The sequence below is a fragment of the Streptomyces sp. NPDC048196 genome (genome assembly GCF_040652715.1).
Classification (GTDB): Bacteria; Actinomycetota; Actinomycetes; order Streptomycetales; family Streptomycetaceae; genus Streptomyces; species Streptomyces siderophoricus.
The window spans coordinates 1-18153 of record NZ_JBEZMM010000028.1 but is presented as its reverse complement, the minus strand read 5'-3'; the positions used below and the strand labels follow the sequence as shown (position 1 = coordinate 18153).

The window sequence follows — 18153 nt, the reverse complement described above, 5'->3', positions numbered from 1 at the left end:
ACCTGGACGTGACGCTCTGGTCCAAGCTCAGAAACTCGGAGGACACCAGTGGGACGACTCTTCGGCACGGACGGTGTGCGCGGCGTCGCCAATGCGGACCTGACGGCGGAGCTGGCGCTCGGTCTCTCGGTCGCTGCGGCGCATGTGCTTGCGGAAGCCGGCACATTCGAGGGTCACCGGCCGGTGGCCGTGGTCGGGCGGGATCCGCGGGCGTCGGGGGAGTTCCTGGAGGCGGCGGTGGTGGCCGGGCTGGCCAGCGCCGGAGTGGACGTGCTGCGGGTGGGCGTGCTGCCGACCCCGGCGGTGGCGTACCTGACCGGCTCGCTGGGCGCGGGCCTGGGTGTGATGCTCTCCGCCAGCCACAACCCGATGCCCGACAACGGCATCAAGTTCTTCGCCCGCGGCGGTCACAAGCTCGCCGACGAGCTGGAGGACCGGATCGAGGAGACCTACCGCGCGCACAGCTCCGGCGAGCCGTGGGAGCGGCCGACCGGCGGCGGCGTCGGCCGGGTCACCGTCTACGACGCGGGCTTCGACAACTACGTCGCGCACCTGGTCGGCGTCCTGCCGAACCGCCTGGACGGGCTGAAGGTCGTCATCGACGGTGCGCACGGCGCGGCGGCGCGGGTCTCGCCGGAGGCGTTCGCCCGGGCCGGTGCCGAGGTCGTCACCCTCGGCACCGACCCCGACGGCCTGAACATCAACGACGGCTGCGGCTCCACCCACCTCGCGCAGCTGCGCACGGCCGTCGTCGAGCACGGCGCCGACCTCGGCGTCGCCCACGACGGGGACGCGGACCGCTGCCTGGCCGTGGACCGCGAGGGCAACGAGGTCGACGGGGACCAGATCCTGTCCGTGCTGGCGCTCGGCATGCGGGAGGCCGGGACGCTGCGGAAGAACACCGTGGTCGCCACCGTCATGTCCAACCTGGGCTTCAAACTGGCCATGGAGCGCGAGGGCATCGACCTGGTGCAGACCGCGGTCGGCGACCGGTACGTCCTGGAGGAGATGAAGGCGCACGGCTTCGCGCTGGGCGGCGAGCAGTCCGGGCACGTCATCGTGCTGGACCACGCCACCACCGGCGACGGCACGCTGACCGGGCTGATGCTGGCCGCCCGGGTCGCGGCGACCGGCCGTCCGCTCGGGGACCTGGCGGGCGTCATGGAGCGGCTGCCGCAGGTCCTGGTCAACGTCCCCGACGTCGACAGGTCGCGGGTGGCCACCTCGCCGGAGCTGACCCAGGCGGTCGCCGAGGCCGAGCGGGAGCTCGGCGGCACCGGGCGGGTGCTGCTGCGGCCGTCCGGCACCGAGCCGCTGGTCCGGGTGATGGTGGAGGCCGCGGACGAGGAGCAGGCGCGGGCGGTGGCCGGCCGGCTCGCGGACGTGGTCAAGTCCGCGCTGGGATAAGGCACTTGGGCCCCGCCCGCCCGGCGCGCCGTCAGTGGCGCAGCCGGCGGGCGGGGCCTGTTCCGTGCCGGGCCCACAGCAGTTTCTGGGCGACCAGGGTCAGGGTGCCGGCCACGATGATGCCCGCCAGGTTCAGCAGCAGCTGCTCCATGGAGTGCCAGGCCTGGCCGTACGCCCCGTAGGCGAGCGCGACCGCGGCGTTGGCGGCGGCCGGGACGGTCGTCACGGAGATCGCCACACCAACCAGGGCGCCCGATTTCGCGGACGTCAAGGAGAGCACTCCGGCGATCCCGGCCAGCACGGCGACGACGAACGAGAACCAGTCCGGCCGGTAGATGAAGTTGGTGTTGGGCCGCTCCGCCGCCAGCGCCCCGGCGTGGAACAGGTCCATCGCGTCCATGAAGAGGCTGAAGCCCACCGTCAGGACCATGGCCGCGGCGAAGCCCACGACCAGCGCCGTCACCGAGCGCCAGGCCAGCCGCGGCGCCCGCTGCACCAGCGCGGTGCAGATACCGGCCAGCGGGCCGAACTCCGGACCCACCGCCATCGCGCCGACGATCAGGATCGCGTTGTCGAGGACCACACCGCAGGCCGCGATCATCGTGGCGACCGTCAGGAACGCCAGGTAGGTGGCGGAAAGCGTGGACTCCTCGTGGGTGGCGTCGGTCAGCGACTCCCACAGCACCGCGTCGGCCCCCTCGCCGGGCGCCTCGTCCTCGGCCCGTTCGGCCCGTACGGACAGCGACAGGTCGATGTTCTCGATCGCGATCGAGCCTTCCTTGTGCAGGCCCAGCGCCCGCAGCCCGGCCAGCAGCCCGTCGGCGGCCTCCCGGGCGACGTCGCACAGCACCACGTCGCCCCGCGGGTCCCGGGCGGCCCCGGCCAGCACCGCCACATGGGCCGTACCGACCGTCGTCTCCAGCAGCTCCAGGGCCGCTTCGGTCCGGTCCGCCGGCACGATCAGTCGCAGATGCAGCACGGTCCGCGCACCCTTCCTAGAGCTTGCGCAGCGACAACCGCTGCACCTTGTGGTCCGGCCCCTTGCGCAGCACCAGGCTGGCGCGGCCGCGGGTGGGGGCCACGTTCTGCTGCAGGTTGGGCCTGTTGATGGTGCGCCACATCATGCGGGCGTAGTCGAGGGCCTCGTCCTCGGAGACCTGGGTGTACTTGCGGAAGTACGAGAACGGGTTCTGGAAGGCGGTCTCGCGCAGTTTGCGGAACCGGCCGAGGTACCACTGCTCGATGTCCTCGGCGCGGGCGTCGACGTACACGGAGAAGTCGAAGAAGTCGGCCAGACCGAGGCGGGTGCGGCCGTCCTTGCCGGGCAGCGCCGGCTGCAGGACGTTGAGCCCCTCGACGATGAGGATGTCCGGGCGGTGCACGGTGAGCCGCTCGCCGGGCACGATGTCGTAGATCAGGTGCGAGTAGACCGGCGCGGACACCTCCGCCTTCCCGGACTTCACGTCCGCGACGAAACGGGTCAGCGCGCGGCGGTCGTAGGACTCCGGGAAGCCCTTGCGGGACATCAGGCCGCGCCGGTGCAGCTCGGCGTTGGGGAACAGGAACCCGTCGGTGGTGACCAGCTCGACGCGCGGGTGCTCCGGCCAGCGGGCCAGCAGCGCCTGCAGCAGCCGGGCGGTGGTCGACTTGCCGACCGCCACACTGCCGGCGACCCCTATGACGAACGGGGTGCCGGGCTGCGAGCCGTGGCCGTCGCCGGCGTCGCCCAGGAAGGTGTTCAGCGCGCCGCGCAGATTGCTGGTCGCGCCGACGTAGAGGTTCAGCAGCCGGGACAGCGGCAGGTAGACGTCGCGGACCTCGTCCAGGTCGATGACGTCGCCCAGGCCGCGCAGCCGCTCCACCTCGTCGGCGGTCAGCGGCAGCGGGGTCTTCTCCCTGAGGGCGCTCCACTGGGCGCGCGTCAGATCGACGTAGGGGGAGCTGTCGGCGCGGCGGCGCGCGGGCGGATCGGTCGTCAGGGCCACGCGCCCATTGTGCGCAGCCGTCACACGCCGTTCATGCCGGGGTGTCATACGCCACCCCGGCCCGGCATGTGGCCTTCGCCACCTGCACCTCTGTACCGGACGGATTCGGCCCGGTACGGTCGGCGCGGGGGCGGCCCGCGATCCGGGCCGCGAAGAAGACACAGGGGGTGGCTGTGCGCACGCGCAAGCCAGCATTGCCGGGACTGCGGTACCGGCGCAGGAAGAACGGACCGGACGGCACGGCGACGGACCTCTTCGTCGCCCGGGTGCACGCCGAACTCGCCGAGGAACTCCCGGACGAGGACCTGGGCGAGGACCTCGCCGACTTCCTGGAACGGTACGAGCCGGCCGACGGACCCGGAGCCGACGCGGAGGCCGACGAGGAGTTCCTGGAGACGGTGCGGGAGGCGCACCACCGGATAGCGCGCGGGTATTGAGGGGCCGCGTCGTAGGCTGCCCCCATGTGCGGAATCGTGGGTTATGTGGGCGGGCAGAGCGCCCTGGACGTCGTCCTGGCCGGGCTGAAGCGGCTGGAGTACCGCGGCTACGACTCGGCGGGCGTCGCCGTGCTGGCCGACGGCGGGCTGGCCGCGGCCAAGAAGGCCGGCAAACTCGCCAACCTGGAGAAGGAGCTGGCGGACCGTCCGCTGCCGGCCGGCTCCACCGCCATCGGGCACACCCGGTGGGCCACCCACGGCGGGCCCACCGACGAGAACGCCCATCCGCACCTGGACAACGCCGGGCGCGTCTCGGTGGTGCACAACGGCATCATCGAGAACTTCGCCGCGCTGCGCACCGAACTCGCCGAGCGCGGCCACACCTTGACGTCCGAGACGGACACCGAGGTCGTGGCGCATCTGCTCGCCGAGTGCTACTCCTCGTGCGGTGAGCTGGCCGAGGCGATGCGGCAGGTGTGCCGGCGGCTGGAGGGCGCGTTCACGCTGGTCGCCGTGCACGCCGACGAGCCCGACGTGGTCGTCGGCGCGCGCCGCAACTCCCCGCTGGTGGTGGGCATTGGCGACGGCGAGGCCTTCCTGGCCTCGGACGTCGCGGCGTTCATCGCGCACACCCGCGAGGCGATCGAGCTGGGCCAGGACCAGGTCGTCGAGGCCCGCCGGGACGGGGTGACGGTCACCGACTTCGACGGGGCGCCCGCGGACGTCCGCGAGTACCACGTCGACTGGGACGCCTCGGCCGCCGAGAAGGGCGGCTACGACTACTTCATGCTCAAGGAGATCGCCGAGCAGCCCAAGGCCGTCGCGGACACCCTGCTGGGCCGGATCGACGGTTCCGGGGTGCTGTCCCTGGACGAGGTGCGGATCCCGCCGGAGGTGCTGCGGGAGGTCGACAAGGTCGTCATCGTGGCGTGCGGGACGGCGTACCACGCCGGCATGATCGCCAAGTACGCGATCGAGCACTGGACCCGCATCCCCTGCGAGACCGAGCTGGCCAGCGAGTTCCGCTACCGCGACCCGATCCTGGACCGGCGCACGCTGGTCATCGCGATCAGCCAGTCCGGCGAGACCATGGACACCCTGATGGCCCTCAGGCACGCCCGCGAACAGGGCGCGAAGGTGCTCGCCATCTGCAACACCAACGGCTCGACGATCCCCCGCGAGTCGGACGCGGTGCTCTACACGCACGCCGGTCCCGAGGTCGCGGTGGCGTCCACGAAGGCGTTCCTGACCCAGCTGGTCGCCTGCTACCTGGTCGCGCTGTACGTCGCGCAGGTACGGGGCACGAAGTGGGGCGACGAGATCCGGGCGGTGGTGCGCGAACTGGCCGCCATCGGCACCCAGGTCGATCAGGTGCTCTCCACGATGGAGCCGGTACGGGAGCTGGCCCGCAGCCTCGCCGACAAGGACACCGTGCTGTTCCTCGGCCGGCACGTCGGCTACCCGGTGGCGCTGGAGGGCGCGCTCAAGCTCAAGGAGCTGGCGTACATGCACGCCGAGGGTTTCGCCGCCGGTGAGCTCAAGCACGGCCCGATCGCGCTGATCGAGGACGATCTGCCGGTCGTCGTCGTGGTCCCGTCGCCGCGCGGCCGGTCCGTGCTGCACGACAAGATCGTCTCCAACATCCAGGAGATCCGGGCCCGCGGCGCCCGCACGATCGTGATCGCCGAGGAGGGCGACGAGGCCGTGGTGCCGTACGCCGACCACCTGGTGCGCATCCCGCACACACCGGTGCTGCTGCAGCCGCTGGTCTCCACCGTCCCGCTGCAGGTCTTCGCCTGCGAGCTTGCCACCGCCCGCGGCAACGAGGTCGACCAGCCGCGCAACCTCGCCAAGTCGGTGACGGTGGAGTGATCATCGGGGTGGGGATCGACGTCGCCGAGATCGACCGGTTCGCCGCGGCGCTGGACCGCACGCCCGAGCTGGCCGACCGGTTGTTCGTCGCGTCGGAACTGCTGCTGCCGAGCGGGGAGCGGCGCGGCACGGCGTCGCTCGCGGCCCGGTTCGCCGCCAAGGAGGCGGTGGCCAAGGCGCTGGGCGCGCCGGCCGGGCTGCACTGGACCGACGCCGAGGTGTACGTCGAGGACAGCGGGCGGCCCCGGCTGCGGGTGCGCGGCACGGTCGAGGCGTGCGCGGCCCGGCTCGGCGTACGGTCGTGGCACCTCTCGCTGAGCCATGACGCGGGGGTCGCTTCGGCCGTGGTGATCGCCGAGGGGTGACACTGGGGCCATGAGGACTGCCTACAGCGTGTCGACCGTGCGTGCCGCCGAGCGGGACCTGATGGCCCGTCTGCCGGAAGGGGCCCTGATGCAGCGGGCGGCGGCCGGACTGGCCGCCGCCTGCCGGGAGTTGCTGGGCCGGGTCTACGGCAGCCGGGTCGTGCTGCTGGTGGGCAGCGGGGACAACGGCGGGGACGCGCTGTACGCCGGGGCCCGGCTGGCCCGGCGCGGGGCCGGCGTGGTGGCCGTCCTGCTCTCGCCGGAACGGGCCCACCCGGGCGGCCTCGGCGCCCTGCGGGCGGCCGGCGGCCGGGTGTCGGACGACGCGCTGCGGGACCTCGCCCGGTGCGATCTGGTCGTGGACGGGATCGTGGGCATCGGCGGCCGCGGCGGACTGCGGCCGGATGCCGCCGAACTCGCCCGCGCGGCCTGGGAGTCGGCGCCCGTCGTGGCGGTCGACCTGCCCAGCGGGGTGGATGCGGACAGCGGCGAGGTGTCCGGCGAGGCGGTACGGGCCGATGCGACGGTGACGTTCGGGGCGTACAAGCCGGGCCTGCTGATCGATCCGGCCCGGGAGCGGGCGGGGGCGCTGCGGCTGGTGGACATCGGCCTGACGCTGCCCGGGGAGGCCGAGTTCGAGGCGCTGCAGCACGCGGACGTGGCGGAACTGCTGCCACGCCCGGCGGCGGAGAGCGACAAGTACCGGCGGGGCGTGGTCGGTGTGGTCGCCGGGTCGGCGCGCTATCCGGGGGCGGCGGTGCTGGCGGTGGCCGGTGCGCTGCGCGGCGGCGCGGGGGCGGTCCGGTACGTCGGCCCGGCCGCGGACGCGGTGCTGGCCCGCTTCCCCGAGACGTTGGTGCACGCCGGACCGCCGCACAAGGCCGGCCGGGTGCAGTCCTGGGTGATCGGCCCCGGCATCGGCGACGAGTCGGACGCCCTGGAGGACGTGCTGGCCTCCGACGTACCGGTCCTGGTGGACGCCGACGGGCTGCGCTTCCTGACGCCGGAACGGGTCCGGGCGCGCACCGCCGAGACGCTGCTGACGCCGCACGCCGGGGAGGCGGCGGCGCTGCTGGGCCGCGGCCGCGACGAGGTCGAGGCGGAACGGCTCGCGTCCGTACGGGAACTGGCGGCGCGCTATGCCGCAACGGTGCTGCTGAAGGGCTCGACGACGCTGGTCGCGCGGGAGAGCGGGCCGGTGCGGGTGAACCCCACGGGCACCGGCTGGCTGGCCACGGCCGGCAGCGGTGACGTCCTGTCGGGCGTCACCGGCTCACTCCTCGCCGCCGGCCTGCCCGCCCGCGACGCGGCATCCGTCGGCGCGTACCTCCACGGCCTGGCGGCCCGCCGGGCCGCGGGCCCCGAGGGCGCCCCCATCCTCGCCACGGAGGTGGCGGACCATCTGGGGGCGGCTTGGCGGGATGTGACGGGGTAACAGGTACCGGGCCGGTTCGGTGCGGGGCGGCCCGGGGGGCCGGGGCGGTCCGGTCCGGAGTGGTCCGGTCCGGGGCGGTTGTCGGGAATACCTCGACTCCGCGCAGCGTTGTGGCCCCGCAGGGGGCGCTCGTGACCCTTACGGGATCTGTTCGACCACCCCCTAGGGGCCCAAGCCGCCCCGCGCCCCCCCGGGCCCCAAGCCGCCCACCCCCGCCCAGCGTTACCCCGCACCCGCCACCGGCACCCGCCCCCGCGTCCCGCTCCCGGTGGCCCCGCGCCAGCCGTCTCCCGTCGCCGCCCACCTCCCGCCCCGCGTTACGCCGTTACGCGTTACGCCCCGCGGGGGAATGCCGCGGGCAGCAGGGCGAACCTCGTGGCCGGGCGAGCGGGACGGGGGTTCGGTCACGGCATGCGTGAGGGCATGAAACGCACGCTTGTGGCGCTGCTGGCCGGCGCCTCGCTGTTCCCGCTCGCCGGGCCGCCCGCGGTGGCCGTCGCCCCGTCAGCCGCCCGGCCCGCGGCCCCTGCCCGGTACGCGCACTCCGCCGCCGGTTACGCGCCCTCCGCCGGATACGCACCCGGGTACCCGGCCCTCACCCGGACCGCGGCCGCCGACCTCGTCCCCGGGATCCCGCGCGGTCCCCAGCGCCCGGCGCCCGGTGGGCGGCTGCACATCGAGTACGTCCCCCGGCCCGAGGCGGGGCACGCCGCCCGGTCGGCGCGCTGCACCCGCTTCACCGGGCCGTTCCAGCGGCAGGCCGAGCGCTATCTGCGGCGGAAGCCGGACGGGCGGCAGAGCGCGGGGGACTGCCGGGCGATCCGGCGGTTCCAGCAGGCGCACCGGATCGCCCCGGCGACCGGTTACGCGGGGCCGGTCACCGGCGCCGTGGTGCGGCTGCTGCGGGCCAGGAAGGACCCCAACCGGGCCGGCCATTGCCCGGTCCGTGCGGAGCGGACCGCGTGCGTCGACCTGGACCGGCAGCTGATGTGGGTGCAGCAGGCCGGACGGGTGATCTTCGATCCGGTGCCGATCCGTTCCGGTCAGCCGACGATGGAGACCCGTACCGGGACGTACCGGATCTATCTGCGGCGCAGGAACCACATTTCGAACCTGTACCACACGCCGATGCCGTTCGCGCAGTTCTTCGACCGCGGGGAGGCGTTCCACGGCGTCGAGGACGACATCTACGAGGGGCCCGGCTCGCACGGGTGCATCAATCTGACCTGGTCGGACGCGCGCAACCTGTGGTACGTGCTCAAGAAGCACGACCTCGTGCACGTCTGGGGGCGGAAACCCAGCGGGTGAGCACGTTTTTCGTGCCGGTCCCCCGGGGCGCCGCGCGATCGCCTGCGACACTGAGGGGGATGAACGAGACAGCGAACCGTGCCCGTGCCGTCGTCGACCTCGCCGCCGTGCGGGCGAACGTCCGTGCCCTGCGGGAACGCGCCCCCGGGGCAGAGCTGATGGCCGTGGTCAAGTCCGACGGCTACGGACACGGCGCGGTGCCGTGTGCCCGGGCGGCCCGGGCGGCCGGCGCGACCTGGCTGGGCACCGCGCTCCCCGAGGAGGCGCTCGCCCTGCGCGCGGCCGGTGACACCGGGCGGCTGATGTGCTGGCTGTGGACGCCGGGCGGGCCCTGGCGGCGAGCGGTGGAGCAGGACATCGATGTCTCGGTGAGCGGCCTGTGGGCGTTGCGCGAGGTGACCGAGGCGGCGCGGGCGGCCGGCCGTACCGCCCGTGTCCAGCTCAAGATCGACACAGGGCTCGGCCGCAACGGCTGCCAGCCCGCCGACTGGCCGGAGCTGACCACCGCGGCCCGCGCCGCCGAGGCCGCGGGCGCCCTGCGGGTCACCGGTGTCTGGTCGCACTTCGCCTGCGCCGACGAGCCCGGCCACCCCTCCATCGCCGCTCAGCTCGACGTCTTCCACCAGGCGCTCGGGACGGCGGAGTCGGCCGGGCTGCGCCCCGAGGTGCGGCACATCGCCAACACCCCGGCGACGCTCACCCTCCCCGAAGCCCACTTCGACCTGGTCCGTACCGGTATCGGCATCTACGGCATCTCGCCGAGCCCGGAAGTCGGCACCTCCGAGGACTTCGGGCTGCGGCCCGCGATGACCCTGGAGGCCGCGCTCGCGTCGGTCAAGCGGGTCCCGGGCGGCCACGGCGTGTCGTACGGGCACCGATACCTCACCCCCGGCGAGACGACGCTCGCGCTGGTCCCGCTCGGCTACGCCGACGGCATCCCGCGGCACGCCTCCGGCACCGGCCCGGTGCTGGTCGCCGGGAAGTGGCGGACGGTGGCCGGGCGGATCGCCATGGACCAGTTCGTCGTCGACCTGGGCGGCGACAGCGCCGACGTGGGCGATCTCGCGGTGCTCTTCGGCCCCGGCGACCGCGGCGAACCGACCGCGGAGGACTGGGGCCGGGCGGCCGGAACCATCGGGTACGAAATCGTCACCCGGATCGGAACCCGCGTCCCGCGCGTCTATGTGGACAGCGAGGTGGATGGCGGGGTGTTCGGGGCAGACGGGGCAGAAGAGGAACACGAGGCACAGGCGCCACACGACGGGAACGGAACGGCAGCCGGAACGGCAGCCGGAACGGCAGTCGGAACGGGAGCCGCCACGCGAGCTGGAACGGAGAGCGCAGCGAACAGTGCAACGGACCTCGCAGGGAACAGTGCAACCAGCACCGTAACGACCACCGCACCGGCCACCGCAGCACACAACGCACCGACCACCGCACCGACCCACGCAACCGACACCGCGACAGCTGGAACGGCCGATGGAGACACCGCGCTCACGGGGGGTACGGCATGACCGACGGCACTGAAGCCGCCGTGCAGGCGGTCGAGACGGCCGCCGAGGTGGCGGCCGAGGCCGCGAACAACTGGGCCAAGGCGGGCCGCCACGCCGGCATCGCCGGTGCCGCGATCGGTGTGGTCGCGGCCGGGGCGGCGGCCGGTGTGGCCATAGAGCGGCTGACGGTCGGCCGCGGGATGCGCCGCCGGGCCCGGCTCGCCCTGGACGCGGCCGGCCCGTACGGCACGCTGCGCGGCACGCCCGGCGCGGCGATCTCCGAGGACGGCACGGAGCTGTACTTCGAGATCGACGAGGTGGGTGCGGAGCCCGCCCGCCTGGAGAGGGGCGACCGCCGGGGCGGCAAACACGCCCGCAACGACCCGTCGGCCCGGCCGGTCCGCGGCAAGCAGGCCCGTGCCGCCCAGGAGGCCCAGGGCGGACTGCGCAAGCGGCTGACGGCGGCGCTGGGCCGGCGCCCGTCGGCCGCCCCGACGGTCGTCTTCAGCCACGGTTACTGCCTGAACCAGGACTCCTGGCACTTCCAGCGGGCCGCGCTGCGCGGCACCGTGCGCACCGTCCACTGGGACCAGCGCAGCCACGGCCGCTCGGCCCGCGGCCACGGCCAGATCGACGGCACCGAGAACGTCACCATCGACCTGCTCGGCCGGGATCTGAAGGCGGTGCTGGACGCCGCGGTGCCCGAGGGGCCGATCGTGCTGGTCGGGCACTCGATGGGCGGGATGACGGTGATGGCGCTGGCCGACCAGTTCCCCGAGTACGTCGCGGAACGGGTGATCGGCGTGGCCCTGATCGGCACGTCCGCGGGCCGGCTCAGCGAGGTCACCTACGGGCTGCCGTCGATGGGGATGAAGGCGTTCCACGCGCTCGCCCCGGGCGTGCTCAAGGCACTGGGTTGGCAGCCCGACCTGGTCGAACGCGGCCGGCGGGCCACCGCCGATCTGTTCGCCGGGCTGGTCAAGCGGTATTCGTTCGGCACGCCGGAGGACGTCGACCCGGGTATCGCGCGGTTCGGCGAGCGGCTGATCGAGGGCACCCCGATCGATGTGGTCGCCGAGTTCTTCCCGGCGTTCGCGGTGCACGACAAGACCGAGGCGCTGGTGGCGTACGACGCGGTGCCCGCGCTGGTGCTGGCCGGTGAGAGCGATCTGATCACGCCCGCCGACCACAGCCGGACGATCGCGGAGGTGCTGCCGGACGCGGAGCTGGTGTGCGTGCCCGGCGCCGGCCACCTGGTGATGCTGGAGCGGCCCGAGCTGGTCAACGAGCATCTGGTGGCGCTGGTGGAACGCGCGGCGGCAGCGGCCCGCAGTTCCGGCCACGCACGGGCGTGAGGCGAGGCCCTGCCGGGGCGTAGCGGTGCCGGCCGGGGCGGCGGGGGTCCCTGCCACGGCGTGGCGGTGTCGGCCAGGCGTGGTGGCCGGGCGACGCGAGAGGCTTCCGCGGCGCAGCGGTGTCGGTCAGGGGTGGTGGTCGGGTGACGCGAGAGGCTTCCGCGGCGCAGCGGTGTCGGTCAGGGGTGGTGGTCGGGTGGCGGGCGGGCCGTACCATTTGCGGCATGAGCACCACCGCCCCCGTTGCGCATGTCACTGTCAAGTCCCCCGATCAGATGCAGGAGTTGGGCCGCAGACTGGCCCCGCTGCTGCGCCCCGGCGACCTGGTGCTGCTCACCGGTGAGCTGGGCGCCGGCAAGACCACGCTGACCCGCGGGCTGGGCGAGGGCCTGGGCGTGCGCGGCGCCGTGACCTCGCCCACCTTCGTCATCGCCCGGGTGCACCCCTCCCTGACCGGCGGGCCCGCGCTGGTGCACGTCGACGCCTACCGGCTCGGCGGCGGGCTGGACGAGATGGAGGACCTGGACCTCGACGTCTCGCTGCCGGAGTCGGTGGTGGTCGTCGAGTGGGGCGAGGGCAAGGTCGAGGAGCTCTCCGAGGACCGGCTGCACGTCGTCATCGGGCGGGCCGTGGGTGCCGATGCCCCGGGTGGCGCCCACGGGCACCCGGAGGACGACGTCGACGACGTCCGTGAGGTGACGGTCAGCGGTTTCGGCGCGCGCTGGGCGGACGCCGGCCTGGCCGACCTGGGGCTCTGACCCGGCTGAGGATCGGGCCGGTCTGGGGTCTGACCCGGCTGAGGATCCGGCCGACCTGGGGCTCCGGCCCGGCTGACGATCCCGGCCGGCCCGATCGGGCCGGTGGTCCCCTTGGGCGGGCGGATATCCGGCCGTGGGTCCCGTAGTTTCCGACAAGCCGTCGGCAAGATGTTGCGTACCCGGTACCGGGCGTGGTCACATGGGATGTGACCCCAGTTAGGTCAGCCTAAGTATCGAGCTCGCCGAGTTCGGAGGCGGCCTAGCTTCTGTCGCTTGCCCCAGGAGCCCCGGGAGGCGTCCATGCCGGCCCACCAGCACGACGCGCGCGAGACGCCGACGATGAACGAACTGCTGGCGGCGTGCGCCGCGGCCAGCGCCGTTTCCACGCCCCCCGACGCCCCCGAGGAGTCCCGGAAGGAACGCCCGAAAGCCCGTAAGGACCGGCCGGCGGACCGGCCCGCCGCCGCGGAGGAGTCGCCGGCGGACGGCGAGGACAATCCGGCGTCCACTCCGGGCCGCACCGCGGCATAGCCCGTACGGGCTAAGAATCCGCTGGGGTCCACCCAGGGGAAGCCGCTAGGCCACCACTAGGCCACCACCACGACCTTGGTGCCCTGGAGTGCGAAATCCCACATCGCCTTGCCGTCGGCCCGGGACTCCCGGATGCCGCCGGTCTTCTTCTTGGCGGCGGGGTCGGGCCGGGAACCGTCGACGGCCGCGCTGAAGCCGACCGGGACGCCGCCGACGCCGCCGAACAGCACCACGTGCTCGATCGCGACCCCGTCCGAGCCGGTGATGCTCACCGACCGCGAGGTCACCGCGTACGCGCCGGGCGGCGGGCTCACCGTGCTGGGCGCGACCTGGTACGTCCGCAGCGCCTTGCCGTTCGCGCCGACCAGCCAGACCCGCTTGGCGGCGAGCGAGTACACCACCCGCTTGCCCGTGCCGGAGGCCGCCGGGACCGGCGCCGGAGCGGGCGCGCGGTGCTTCTTGCCGGAGCCGTCCTCATGGCCCTTGGCGGTGCCGTGGTGACCCTTACGGGCCGGCGCGAGGGAGTCCGGGGCGGAGGCCGCGGCCTGGTAGCCGAGCACCCCGACCACGACCACGGCGGCCGTGGTCAGTGCGGTGACGATCGTGCTGCTCTTAGCGGGCACCGCTGTGCCACCTTTCCGTACGGGCCTGGACCACGGGCCGACGGTAGCACCGCGACGGGCACCACCCGCCGCGCCGTAGTCTTAAAGACGTGCTGCTGCTAGCTCTTGACACCGCCACCCCCGCCGTCACCGTCGCGCTCCATGACGGTGAGCGGGTCCTCGCCGAGTCCCGCCAGGTGGACGCGCGCCGGCACGGCGAGCTGCTGCTGCCCGCCGTCGACCGGGTGCTGGCCGAGGCCGGCCGCAAGCTCGACGAGGTCAGCGCCATCGTTGCCGGGGTGGGCCCGGGGCCGTACACCGGACTGCGGGTCGGTCTGGTGACCGCCGCCACGTTCGGTGCGGCGCTCGACGTCCCCGTCCACGGCCTGTGCTCGCTCGACGGCCTGGCCCACGCCTCCGGCCTGACCGAGCCGTTCGTGGTCGCCACCGACGCCCGCCGCAAAGAGGTCTACTGGGCCCGCTATGCGGACGCCCGTACGCGCCTGACCGAGCCCGCCGTGGACCGCCCCGCCGACATCGCCGAGCAGGTGGCCGGCGTCCCGGCCGTCGGCGCGGGCGCGCTGCTCTACGACTCCGTCTTCACCGGCGTACGGCGCGACGCCCCCGAGCACCAGTCCGCCGGCGCGCTCGCCGAACTGGCCGCCGCCAAGCTGGCCGCGGGCGAGGAGCTGCTGCCGCCGCAGCCGCTGTACCTGCGCCGCCCGGACGCCCAGGTGCCCGCCAACTACAAGGTGGTCACACCGAAGTGAGTTCGGCCGCCGAGCTGCGCGAGATGCGCTGGTGGGACATAGCCCCGGTGCTGGAGCTGGAGCACCGGCTGTTCCCCGAGGACGCCTGGTCGCGCGGCATGTTCTGGTCCGAGCTGGCACACGCCCGCGGCCCGCGGGCCACCCGCCGCTACCTGGTCGCCGAACTCGCGGGCCGGCTGGTCGGCTACGCCGGGCTCGCCGCCGTCGACGGCACCGGCGACGTCCAGACCATCGCCGCCGCCCGCGACCAGTGGGGCACCGGCCTCGGCGCCCGGCTGCTGACCGAACTCCTCGGCGCCGCAACGGACTTCGAATGCCACGAGGTGCTGCTGGAGGTGCGCGTCGACAACCTCCGCGCCCAGCGCCTCTACGAACGCTTCGGCTTCGAGCCGATCGGCTTCCGGCGCGGCTACTACCAGCCCGGCAACGTCGACGCCCTGGTGATGCGCCGCACCACCCAGACCTCCTCCGAAGCACCCTCCGTACAAGGAACCTGACAACCATGGCTGACTCACGCGGCGGACCGCTCGTCCTCGGCATCGAGACCTCCTGCGACGAGACCGGTGTCGGTATCGTCCGCGGCCACACCCTCCTCGCCGACGCGGTCGCCTCCAGCGTCGACGAACACGCCCGTTTCGGCGGCGTGGTGCCGGAGGTGGCCTCCCGCGCCCATCTGGAGGCGATGGTCCCCACCATCCAGCGCGCCCTGAAGGACGCCGGCGTCGCGGCGAGCGACCTCGACGGCATCGCGGTCACCGCGGGCCCGGGCCTGGCCGGCGCCCTGCTGGTCGGCGTCTCGGCCGCCAAGGCGTACGCCTACGCGCTCGGCAAGCCGCTCTACGGCGTCAACCACCTCGCCTCACACATCTGCGTCGACCAGCTCGAACACGGCCCGCTGCCGGAGCCGACGATGGCGCTGCTGGTGAGCGGCGGCCACTCCTCGCTGCTGCTGGCCCCGGACATCACCTCCGACGTGCGCCCGCTGGGCTCGACCATCGACGACGCGGCCGGCGAGGCGTTCGACAAGATCGCCCGGGTGCTGAACCTCGGCTTCCCCGGCGGCCCGGTCATCGACCGCTACGCCCGCGAGGGCGACCCGGACGCGATCCGCTTCCCGCGCGGGCTCACCGGCCCCCGCGACCCCGCCTACGACTTCTCCTTCTCCGGTCTGAAGACGGCGGTGGCCCGCTGGATCGAGGCCAAGCGGGCGGCCGGCGAGGAGGTGCCGGTGGCGGACGTCTCGGCGTCCTTCCAGGAGGCCGTGGTGGATGTGCTGACCCGCAAGGCGGTACGCGCCTGCAAGGACAACGGCGTCGAGCACCTGATGATCGGCGGCGGGGTCGCGGCCAACTCCCGGCTGCGGGCGATGGCCCAGCGCCGCTGCGAGGACGCCGGGATCACGCTGCGGGTGCCGCGGCCCAAGCTGTGCACGGACAACGGCGCGATGGTCGCGGCCCTCGGCGCCGAGATGGTGGCGCGCGGCCGCGCGGCCTCCGCCTGGGACCTGTCCGCGGACTCCTCGCTCCCGGTCACCGAACCGCACGTCCCGGCGGAGACGCCCGAGGGCGACGGCCACCACGGTCACGACCACGGCCATGGTCACAGCCACGGTGACGGTCACAGCCACGACCACGTCCACGAGCTGAGCAAGCAGAACCTCTACCCGTGAGCCTGCTCGTCCTCTCCTGGTAACTGCTCCTCGATTCCCCCTCGTGACGGGGCGTCGGTCCGGAATGTCGGCCTCCGGACCGGCGACATCTGAGGATCGGTGACAACCGCCGCCTCCCCGGACTCCGCGACCGCCGCGAGGTCTTACCCTGGTGCAGCACCGGGCGTGTGGGGAGGCGGCAGGCTGTGGACTGGTTCTGGTGGGTGTTCATCTTCTTCATGGCGGGCGGCTTCGCGAAGGTCGCGGACACCGCCCGTACGGCGCTGCGCACCCGCCACGAGCGCAAGATGGAGCGGCTGGCGTCCGCCCGTCGGGAACGGCAGGCGCTGGAGGCCTCCCAGAAGCCGCCGGAGCCGGTGTGCGGCTGCACCCACCACCTCGCGAAGCATGACAAAAAGGGCAAGTGTCATGAGCGGGTGGAGATCCCGGTCGCCTGGGACGCCGACCACAAGCCGGTCCAGTACGAGGCCGGCCAGTGCACCTGCCAGCAGTACGTCGGCCCGCAGCCGCTCTCCCAGATCTACGCCGAGGACCTCACCGACCTGGCCTGACCACCGGTCAGACCCCGTTCGCCGGCTGCCCCAGCAGCATCGTCGGCGCCCCTGCCACCCGGGTGAGGAAGATCGTGCAGGAAGTGCCGCCGCCACCCAGCTTCAGCTTCTTGCGCAGCTCCTCCGGCTCCACCGCGGAACCCCGCTTCTTGATCACCGCGACACCGACCCCGCGCTCCCGCAGCAGCGCCTTGAGCCGTTTGACGTTGAACGGCAGCACATCGGTGATCGCGTAGGCGGTCGCGAAGGGGGTCGGGCGCAGCGCGTCGGCGGTGACGTACGCGATCGTCGGGTCGATCAGCCGCCCGCCGAGCCCGGCGGCGACCTCCGCGACGAGATGGGCACGGATGACGGCACCGTCCGGCTCGTACAGATAGCGGCCCACCGGCCCCGGCTCCGGATCCGGCAGACCGGCCCCGAGCAGCGAGTCCCCACCGGGCAGCAGCGTCGCCCGCCGCCCACCGACCACCGGCGCGTCCTCCTGACCGACCACCGGCGCGTCCTCGCGGGCGGGCACCGACTCGTCGCTCCCGCCGGGCACTGGCTTCTCGCTCCTGCTGGGTACCGGCTTCTCGCTCCCGCCGGGCGCCGGCTTCTCGCTCCCGTCGGGCACCGGCTCCCCGCCCCCGCCGGGCCGGGCGAACCACACCACCGCCTCCTTCACCTCGCCCCCGTAGGAGATCCACTCCGTCTCGGCGTCCTCGGGCAGCGCCTCGTGCGGCACCCCTGGAGCGATCTTCAGCGCCGCGAACGGGGCGGTACGGGCGGCCTCGACGGCCCATGACAGCGGCGGCGAGTACGCCTCCGGATCGAAGATCCGGCCTCCGCGGGCCTTGGTGCGGCGCGCCGGGTCGACGAACACCGCGTCGTACCCGGTGGTGTCCACCTCCGTCACGTCCGCGCAGCGCACCTCGATCAGTTCCGCGAGCCCCAGTGCCTCGGCGTTCGCCCGTGCCGCCGCGCAGGCCAGCGGGTCCCGGTCGACGGCCAGCACCCGGATCCCGGCCCGCGCCAGCGCCAGCGCGTCCCCGCCGATCCCGCAGCACAGATCGGCCAGCGTCCGCACGCCGAGCCCGGCCAGCCGTGCCGCGCGGTGCGCGGCGACCGAGGCGCGGGTGGACTGCTCGACCCCGTTCGGCGTGAAGTACATCCGCTGTGCGTCGGCCCCGAACTTCACGGCCGCCCGCTGCCGGAGCCGCGCCTGGGTGAGCGCGGCGGAAACGAGCGGTGCGGCGTGGTCCCGCCGCAGCCGGGTGGCTGCCGCCAGCTCGTCGGCGGGATCGTGGTCCCGCAGCTCCCACAGCAGGGCCTGCCCCTCCGGGGCCAGGAGAGCAGCGAAGTCATCGAGGGCCTGGTCGTCCGTCACGAAACCATTGTCTCCCCCTGCCCCACGTAGCTGGCCGGCCCGCCGCGGGGCTCGCTCGCCGTTGCCGCTTTGCGGCGCCCCGCACGTACCCGTCTCTCCCGCCGCGGGTGGTCTCGCCGTTGCGTTTGCGGCGCCTCCCACGTACCTGTCTGTCCCGTCGCGGGGCGTCTCGTCGTTGCGCTTTGCGGCGCCGCCGCACGTTGCTGTCTGCTGCGCCGCGGGTGTTGTTCGCCGTTGCGCCTGCGGCGG

17 protein-coding genes and 1 pseudogene are annotated in these 18153 nt (G+C 73.7%); 14 read left to right on the top strand and 4 right to left on the bottom strand.

Annotated features, from left to right (window positions below; genetic code table 11):
- The first annotated feature begins 48 nt into the window (after nt 1-48).
- Entirely contained in the window at nt 49-1407 is a 1359-nt protein-coding gene (glmM, locus tag AB0E02_RS24625) for a phosphoglucosamine mutase (RefSeq protein WP_362142677.1), read from the top strand.
- 31 nt (nt 1408-1438) lie between these two features.
- Here the strand turns inward: glmM and AB0E02_RS24620 are convergent, their stop codons facing one another.
- Together AB0E02_RS24620 and coaA are read right to left on the bottom strand one after the other, a co-directional pair.
- Nucleotides 1439-2386, bottom strand: coding sequence for a DUF389 domain-containing protein (locus AB0E02_RS24620; protein WP_362142675.1), 948 nt, complete (start codon nt 2384-2386; stop codon nt 1439-1441).
- 16 nt (nt 2387-2402) lie between these two features.
- Nucleotides 2403-3392: a type I pantothenate kinase gene (coaA, locus tag AB0E02_RS24615; RefSeq protein ID WP_362142673.1), complete on the bottom strand. Its 990-nt coding sequence runs from the start codon at nt 3390-3392 to the stop codon at nt 2403-2405.
- 167 nt (nt 3393-3559) lie between these two features.
- Between coaA and AB0E02_RS24610 the strand changes: the two genes are divergently transcribed.
- The 9 genes and pseudogenes from AB0E02_RS24610 to AB0E02_RS24570 all read left to right on the top strand — a co-directional run bounded on the left by AB0E02_RS24610 (nt 3560) and on the right by AB0E02_RS24570 (nt 12946).
- Nucleotides 3560-3829 carry a hypothetical protein gene (locus AB0E02_RS24610; RefSeq protein ID WP_362142671.1) on the top strand — a complete coding sequence of 90 codons (270 nt, stop codon included), beginning with the start codon at nt 3560-3562 and terminating at the stop codon, nt 3827-3829.
- A 24-nt stretch (nt 3830-3853) separates the two neighbouring features.
- Nucleotides 3854-5701 carry a glutamine--fructose-6-phosphate transaminase (isomerizing) gene (gene glmS, locus AB0E02_RS24605; protein ID WP_362142669.1) on the top strand — a complete coding sequence of 616 codons (1848 nt, stop codon included), beginning with the start codon at nt 3854-3856 and terminating at the stop codon, nt 5699-5701.
- Nucleotides 5698-6066: a holo-ACP synthase gene (locus tag AB0E02_RS24600; RefSeq protein WP_030413039.1), complete on the top strand. Its 369-nt coding sequence runs from the start codon at nt 5698-5700 to the stop codon at nt 6064-6066. The genes glmS and AB0E02_RS24600 overlap by 4 nt, the downstream gene beginning before the upstream one ends.
- Before the next feature lie 10 nt (nt 6067-6076).
- Nucleotides 6077-7501: an NAD(P)H-hydrate dehydratase gene (locus tag AB0E02_RS24595; RefSeq protein ID WP_362142667.1), complete on the top strand. Its 1425-nt coding sequence runs from the start codon at nt 6077-6079 to the stop codon at nt 7499-7501.
- 423 nt (nt 7502-7924) lie between these two features.
- Nucleotides 7925-8809, top strand: coding sequence for a L,D-transpeptidase family protein (locus AB0E02_RS24590; protein WP_362142665.1), 885 nt, complete (start codon nt 7925-7927; stop codon nt 8807-8809).
- A gap of 59 nt (nt 8810-8868) precedes the next feature.
- A pseudogene (gene alr / locus AB0E02_RS24585) lies at nt 8869-10002 on the top strand (alanine racemase); the annotation flags it as partial.
- A gap of 317 nt (nt 10003-10319) precedes the next feature.
- Nucleotides 10320-11657, top strand: a complete 1338-nt coding sequence (locus AB0E02_RS24580; protein WP_362142663.1) for an alpha/beta hydrolase — start codon at nt 10320-10322, stop codon at nt 11655-11657.
- 224 nt (nt 11658-11881) lie between these two features.
- Complete coding sequence (tsaE, locus tag AB0E02_RS24575; protein ID WP_362142661.1) at nt 11882-12415, top strand: tRNA (adenosine(37)-N6)-threonylcarbamoyltransferase complex ATPase subunit type 1 TsaE; 534 nt, start codon at nt 11882-11884, stop codon at nt 12413-12415.
- A gap of 273 nt (nt 12416-12688) precedes the next feature.
- Nucleotides 12689-12946 carry a hypothetical protein gene (locus AB0E02_RS24570; protein ID WP_362142659.1) on the top strand — a complete coding sequence of 86 codons (258 nt, stop codon included), beginning with the start codon at nt 12689-12691 and terminating at the stop codon, nt 12944-12946.
- A gap of 56 nt (nt 12947-13002) precedes the next feature.
- Here AB0E02_RS24570 and AB0E02_RS24565 read toward each other — a convergent pair whose 3' ends face one another.
- Nucleotides 13003-13569 (bottom strand): hypothetical protein, encoded by a 567-nt coding sequence (locus AB0E02_RS24565; RefSeq protein ID WP_362142657.1) that lies wholly within the window; start codon nt 13567-13569, stop codon nt 13003-13005.
- An 89-nt stretch (nt 13570-13658) separates the two neighbouring features.
- On the opposite strand from AB0E02_RS24565, the gene tsaB reads away from it, so the two are divergent.
- The 4 genes from tsaB to AB0E02_RS24545 all read left to right on the top strand — a co-directional run bounded on the left by tsaB (nt 13659) and on the right by AB0E02_RS24545 (nt 16538).
- Nucleotides 13659-14318, top strand: a complete 660-nt coding sequence (tsaB, locus tag AB0E02_RS24560) for a tRNA (adenosine(37)-N6)-threonylcarbamoyltransferase complex dimerization subunit type 1 TsaB (protein WP_362142655.1) — start codon at nt 13659-13661, stop codon at nt 14316-14318.
- A gap of 23 nt (nt 14319-14341) precedes the next feature.
- A complete protein-coding gene (rimI, locus tag AB0E02_RS24555) occupies nt 14342-14815 on the top strand; it encodes a ribosomal protein S18-alanine N-acetyltransferase (RefSeq protein ID WP_051798184.1) in 474 nt (157 codons plus the stop codon).
- 5 nt (nt 14816-14820) lie between these two features.
- On the top strand, nt 14821-15987 hold the full coding sequence (gene tsaD / locus AB0E02_RS24550) for a tRNA (adenosine(37)-N6)-threonylcarbamoyltransferase complex transferase subunit TsaD (protein ID WP_362142653.1): 1167 nt from the start codon (nt 14821-14823) through the stop codon (nt 15985-15987).
- A 185-nt stretch (nt 15988-16172) separates the two neighbouring features.
- Nucleotides 16173-16538: a hypothetical protein gene (locus tag AB0E02_RS24545; protein ID WP_362142651.1), complete on the top strand. Its 366-nt coding sequence runs from the start codon at nt 16173-16175 to the stop codon at nt 16536-16538.
- Between the two features lie 7 nt (nt 16539-16545).
- On the opposite strand, the gene AB0E02_RS24540 is transcribed toward AB0E02_RS24545, so the two are convergent.
- The gene (locus AB0E02_RS24540) at nt 16546-17904 is read right to left on the bottom strand and encodes a class I SAM-dependent methyltransferase (RefSeq protein WP_362142649.1); all 1359 of its coding nucleotides are present in this window, start codon (nt 17902-17904) and stop codon (nt 16546-16548) included.
- Nucleotides 17905-18153: the final 249 nt, after the last annotated feature.